At 44.0% G+C, this 4,923-nt stretch carries 5 protein-coding genes; all 5 read right to left on the reverse strand.

Going from position 1 to position 4,923, the window contains the following annotated elements:
- Positions 1-41: 41 nt before the first annotated feature.
- The 5 genes from lepB to ACTF5U_RS12185 all read right to left on the reverse strand — a co-directional run bounded on the left by lepB (position 42) and on the right by ACTF5U_RS12185 (position 4,910).
- Positions 42-821: a signal peptidase I gene (lepB, locus tag ACTF5U_RS12165; protein ID WP_438971900.1), complete on the reverse strand. Its 780-nt coding sequence runs from the start codon at positions 819-821 to the stop codon at positions 42-44.
- Positions 822-836: 15 nt separating this feature from the next.
- Positions 837-2,633 (reverse strand): translation elongation factor 4, encoded by a 1,797-nt coding sequence (lepA, locus tag ACTF5U_RS12170; protein WP_438971901.1) that lies wholly within the window; start codon positions 2,631-2,633, stop codon positions 837-839.
- A gap of 296 nt (positions 2,634-2,929) precedes the next feature.
- On the reverse strand, positions 2,930-4,348 hold the full coding sequence (locus ACTF5U_RS12175) for a DegQ family serine endoprotease (RefSeq protein ID WP_438971903.1): 1,419 nt from the start codon (positions 4,346-4,348) through the stop codon (positions 2,930-2,932).
- Positions 4,348-4,770 (reverse strand): SoxR reducing system RseC family protein, encoded by a 423-nt coding sequence (locus ACTF5U_RS12180; RefSeq protein WP_438971902.1) that lies wholly within the window; start codon positions 4,768-4,770, stop codon positions 4,348-4,350. The genes ACTF5U_RS12175 and ACTF5U_RS12180 overlap by 1 nt, the downstream gene beginning before the upstream one ends.
- Positions 4,767-4,910 carry a MucB/RseB C-terminal domain-containing protein gene (locus tag ACTF5U_RS12185; RefSeq protein ID WP_438971904.1) on the reverse strand — a complete coding sequence of 48 codons (144 nt, stop codon included), beginning with the start codon at positions 4,908-4,910 and terminating at the stop codon, positions 4,767-4,769. The genes ACTF5U_RS12180 and ACTF5U_RS12185 overlap by 4 nt, the downstream gene beginning before the upstream one ends.
- Positions 4,911-4,923 lie beyond the last annotated feature (13 nt).

Below are 4,923 nucleotides of genomic sequence, written 5' to 3' on the forward strand. Positions count from 1 at the left end.
CAATTAACGTCATTCCTTTTTGATTTTGCATGTTTATCTCCTTAGTCAATTGACTGCCCCAACCGGTTCCACATTATACCGCCAGCATTCCAATCCCAGCTCATCCAGATAAAGAAAGCTTTCCCCACGAGATTTTCTTCAGGTACAGTGCCCCAATAACGGCTGTCATTGCTATTATCACGATTGTCGCCCATAACAAAATAATGGCCTTCCGGTACCACCGTCTCACCTTCAACAAGACGTTTTCCTGGTTCCACCAGAATCAAATGACCATTCTCCCCTAAATGTTCAAAGCGTAATTCTGAGCCAGGTTCAGAAATAGCTCTTAAATCAGCTGTTTTTTCTCTAACTTCCTGCCCCACAGCTTCACCATTAATATAAATGGTTTTATTAAAATAGCCTACTTTATCACCAGGCAAGCCAACAACACGCTTAATATAATCCACATCCGGTTTATCTTTGTTGACCTCGCTTTTAGGGTAGCGAAATACCATCACATCACCTCGTTCGGGCTCGCCGGTGTCGAGAATTTTAGTGTGGATAACAGGTAAACGCACACCATATGAAAATTTATTGACCAAAATAAAGTCACCGATATGGAGCGTCGGTACCATAGATGATGAGGGAATTCTGAATGGTTCAGCGATAAACGAGCGGATAACGAGAACCAGCAAAATAATAGGGAAAAATGATCGTGCATATTCAACAACGACAGGTTCTTTCGCTTCTTTATCACGGTTTGGAGCCCAGAAAAGTTTATCGATTAGCCAGATAAACCCCGTCAGGACAACCAATAACACCATTAACGCTGGAAAACTCACTGGGCACTGCTCCTTTTATGAATTCTTGGACAGTTGTAACACTGCCAGAAATGCTTCCTGCGGTACGTCTACTTTACCCACAGATTTCATTCGTTTTTTGCCGGCTTTTTGTTTTTCCAGAAGCTTACGCTTTCTAGAAACGTCACCGCCATAGCATTTGGCCAAAACATTTTTTCGCATCGCTTTAACGGTTGAGCGTGCGATGACATGACCACCGATTGCTGCCTGAATAGCGACATCAAACATCTGCCGCGGAATCAACTCTTTCATTTTTTCGACCAATAAGCGGCCTCTGCTGACACTGGTTTCTTTATGCACAATTAATGACAGCGCATCAACGCGCTCACCGTTAATTAAAATATCCAGTTTCACTAAATCAGCTGGCTGGAAGCGCACAAAATGATAGTCGAGTGATGCATAGCCACGACTGACCGATTTAATTCTATCGAAGAAATCAATAACCACCTCGTTCATGGGCAGCTCATAACTCAACGCAACCTGTTTTCCCATGTATTGCATGGTTTTCTGCACCCCACGCTTTTCAACACATAATGTTATCACCGCACCAAGATGCTCTTGCGGGACCAGAATATCTGCTGAAACGATAGGTTCACGAATTTCATCTACTGTACCGGCATCGGGTAATGACGACGGATTCTCGACTCTGGCAATCTCACCATTTTTCTGCAGAACTTCAAACACAACTGTGGGAGCCGTCGTAATAAGATCCAGATCGTATTCACGCTCAAGGCGTTCCTGAATAATCTCCATATGAAGTAAGCCCAGGAAACCACAACGAAAACCAAAGCCCAGCGCTTGTGATGTTTCTGGCTCGTAAAACAATGAAGCATCGTTAAGTCGCAGCTTTGATAACGCTTCACGAAAGGATTCATAATCATCACTGCTGACAGGGAAAATACCAGCATAAACCTGGGGTGTAGCTTCTTTGAACCCTGGCAGCATAGTGTCTGCCCCGTGACGCGCATGAGTCAATGTATCACCAACCGGGGCACCATCAATTTCTTTGACGCCAGAAATGACATAGCCCACATCACCACAATCAAGGACATCACAAGGTGTTCGTTTAGGCGTAAATGTACCAACCTGATCCACCTGATACTCCTGTCCGGTGGACATGACTTTAATCTTGTCTTTGTTTTTTAGTGAACCATCGACGATACGGACCAATGAAATGACGCCAACATAACTATCGAACCAGGAATCAATAATCAGCGCTTTAAGCGGACCGTCTGGATTACCTTTAGGTGGTGGTATTCTGGCGACTAGCTCTTCTAGTACATCTTCAATGCCCAGACCTGTTTTGGCACTACAACGAACGGCGTCCATCGCATCAACACCAATAATATCCTCAATTTCCTGTGCCACAATATCCGGTTCAGCAGAAGGTAAATCGATTTTATTCAGCACCGGCAAGACTTCCAATCCCAAATCAATAGCCGTGTAACAATTGGCTACACTTTGTGCTTCGACACCTTGTGCTGCGTCTACCACCAACAAAGCCCCCTCACATGCAGACAATGAACGTGATACTTCATAGGAAAAATCAACGTGGCCTGGGGTATCGATAAAGTTAAGTTGATAGGTTTCACCATCACGTGCTTTATATTCAAGTGACACACATTGCGCTTTTATCGTGATTCCGCGTTCACGCTCAAGATCCATCGAATCAAGTACTTGCTGGGACATCTCACGATCGGTAAGACCGCCACAGACTTGGATGAAACGATCCGCAATCGTAGATTTCCCATGGTCAATATGAGCAATAATTGAAAAGTTACGTATTTTATTCATTTAGTTACAATTTTATTGGTGACACCGTGCAATAGCTCCAGCGTTTTTATCTCATTTACAAAATCTAAAGATTTACCGCTAACAGCAGAAATGGGTCTGTGTATCACGCTTTCAGCAAATGACCGAATATTATACGCATTTAACTGGTACAACACGAAAATGCGTCTCTCTGATGTAGCTTGTCAAAACGCGTTGTAAACAAACTTATAAAGTGATTCTGACTCTTTTCATTAATTAAAAAAAAAGCAGCTGACTCAAGCAAGTCAGCTGCTTTTAGTAAGAGAAGAGTATTTACGTTACTCAGTTATCTTTAACGCTAAGAATTGTGATTCACCACCACGTTGGATTAATACTGGAATCGGTTTATCGGCAGGTAATTCTTTAGCGACTTCAATGAATTGATGTGCATCATTGAGATCGACATTATTTAAACTCAAAATCACATCACCTGGACGAATTCCTGCATTGATAGCAGGGCCTTTCTCCACTTTCATGACCATCACACCGCCGGTTTCAATACCTAACTTATCGCGCTGCGTCGGTTTGAGATCAGTTACTTCCAGACTCAAACGGGTATCAACAAAACGACCTTGCTTGTTACTGTTACTGGCAAGCTCTTCATCTTCTGGCAACTCTTCAATTGTTACCTGGATAGTGTCGCGTTTGTTATTGCGCATGATCTTAACATCAACTTCTTTGCCTACAATCGTGCGTCCTACAATAGGAGGCAAGTCAGATGAAGCTTCAACATCTTTTCCGTCAAACTCAAGAATCACATCACCGGCTTTAAAGCCTGCCGCAGCAGCAGGACTGTCCGCTACCACGCGAGAAACAAGCGCACCACGAGGTTTATCCAAACCAAACGATTCAGCCAGTTCACGAGTGACATCCTGAATCACTACACCTAACCAGCCACGACTGACATAACCTTGAGATTTAACCTGAGCAACCACATTCATAACAGTGTCTATCGGGATAGCGAAAGAGACCCCCATAAACCCACCGGTGCGGCTGTAAATCTGCGAATTAATACCAATGACTTCGCCTTTCAGATTGAACAACGGTCCGCCGGAATTACCTGGGTTGATTGCTACATCCGTTTGTATGAAAGGTACATAGCTATCACTTGGCAAACTTCGACCCAGTGCGCTGACAATGCCGGCTGTCGCCGAATAATCAAAACCAAAAGGAGAACCGATAGCCAATACCCATTCCCCCACTTTCAGCTTGTTCGAATCACCGAGCTTGACCGCTTTCAAGCCTGTTGCATCAACTTTTAATACAGCCACGTCACTGCGTTCATCACTGCCAAGTAGCTCAGCTTCCATTTCAGTTCGATCACTGAAACGAACGATAATTTCTTCCGCATCTTTGATGACATGATGATTTGTCAGGATGAAACCGTCCGAAGACAAAACAAAACCTGAGCCTAGAGATTCACTTTCTCGTGGTGATGGTGGCATGCCACCAGGACCCTCAAAAAATTTCTTAAAGAAGTCGTCAATACCCGACCCCTCTGGTAAATCCAAGCCACGAGGTAGCATTGATGTCGGTGTTTGTGCATTTTTGTTACGGGTACTGATATTAACCACAGCCTCGCCATTCTCGGCAACGAGGTCCGTAAAATCGGGTAGATTACGAGCTTGAACATTAAAGCTTATCATGACCCATGCAAACAGCATCATTAAAGCTGACCAGGTTTTGTATTGTCTCATCATAAATCCTCTGTTGTTTTTACTTGTACACCGGTATTTTTATTTTTGAGTCGTTTTTTGACTAAAAAAAATCCAGCTAATAGTCCTGATAGACCAGCTATGATTTCAACCAGTTCCCCGGAGTTTGCCATTCTGGCCAGAGTTGCCGATGCAAACAGCATCAATAGGGGCACTAAGTACATCATGAATGCACCAGACAGGAGTGCCTGCTCGGGAATAGATACAACTACATTTTGTCCGATTTTGAGGTTTTTGTTGGTTTTCACAGCGATACGTGAAAACCGCTGCCCGATATGTTTTGCAAGAAGGCCTGTTCCACACCCTTTCCTGGCCTGACACTGACCACAGGTCGATTGCCGTTCTGCTTCAACCCAGACCTGGTGAGCATCCCGTCTAATTACAGTCGCTTTTTGTTCAATCATTCTTGTGCCGCAAGGTGAGTGATTGCATTCCCAATCTTTTCAACTGTTACCGTTGGCACTTCGCCAACGACAGTCACAAAATGTGCATGCATGGTTGTGCCAAAAGCATTAATGGCGCCAACATGAGAGGCACCTCGCAGATGGTTATGTTGG

This window comes from Methylophaga sp. (assembly GCF_965655755.1).
Classification (GTDB): Bacteria; Pseudomonadota; Gammaproteobacteria; order Nitrosococcales; family Methylophagaceae; genus Methylophaga.

Coding starts and splice junctions, on each gene's coding strand:
- lepA (WP_438971901.1), bottom strand. CDS start 2,633: ATGAATAAAATACGTAACTTTTCAATTATTGCTCATATTGACCATGGG.
- ACTF5U_RS12180 (WP_438971902.1), bottom strand. CDS start 4,770: ATGATTGAACAAAAAGCGACTGTAATTAGACGGGATGCTCACCAGGTC.
- ACTF5U_RS12175 (WP_438971903.1), bottom strand. CDS start 4,348: ATGAGACAATACAAAACCTGGTCAGCTTTAATGATGCTGTTTGCATGG.